Annotated in this window: 1 pseudogene; it reads left to right on the plus strand. The window is 55.7% G+C overall.

Annotation, left to right across the window (positions count from 1 at the left end):
- Positions 1-733: pseudogene (locus HHJ06_RS11815) on the plus strand (hypothetical protein); the annotation flags it as partial.

Here is a 733-nt window from a genome sequence, read left to right on the forward strand (position 1 = left end):
CTCACTGGAAGCCGGAAAGAACCTGCTGGGCAAGCGTTCCCTTTCCAACCGGAATTTCCGCACCGTTCCCCTGGTGAATCATGGCACGGTGGGAACGCCCGTAGGCGCTAAAAACCAGGACAATAAGGAAATCTACGCCCGCCTGGTGCGCGTGGATGACTACTCCAAAAACCTGGGATTGAAAAAGAACGCCAACATGCGCAAGTACATTGCCTGGTGGGTAACGGGGGAAAACCAGAAGGCGCGCATCAACCTGATGCCGCACGCCTCTGAAGAAAGCACGGACGCCTTGACGGTGCTGCGCTCCACATGGGACACGCCCGGGCCGGATTTGGAACCCCTCAACCTTTCTTCCGTGATGGCCTCGGGCTCCGGAAACGACATGTCTACCGTCAGAAAACTCATTTCTTTTGATGCCATCCTGGCCAACAGTAAAAACGGCAGGCTGAAAGACTTGGGAGAGGTCTACCATGACATTTCCCTGGTTTCTTCCAGCCTCTTGACGGATTCTAAATTCGGTGGATTGAAGAAGGACTTGAACATCATGTTCTCCCAGGAAAAACTGCCTGAGGAATTCCGCGGAGACACCTCGGATATAGGCCTGCGCCCATATACCTCCGAGGACGGGAGCCCGACCGAGCAGAGCCGTCCGATTGGCTCCTGGAATCAGCTCTACCTGTGGGCCAACGTGTGGGATTCCTCCTCCAAAAAAGAAGGCCAGGACGCCTCCGCC

Origin of the sequence: Akkermansia muciniphila (assembly GCF_018709685.1) — a bacterium.
Classification (GTDB): domain Bacteria; phylum Verrucomicrobiota; class Verrucomicrobiia; order Verrucomicrobiales; family Akkermansiaceae; genus Akkermansia; species Akkermansia muciniphila_E.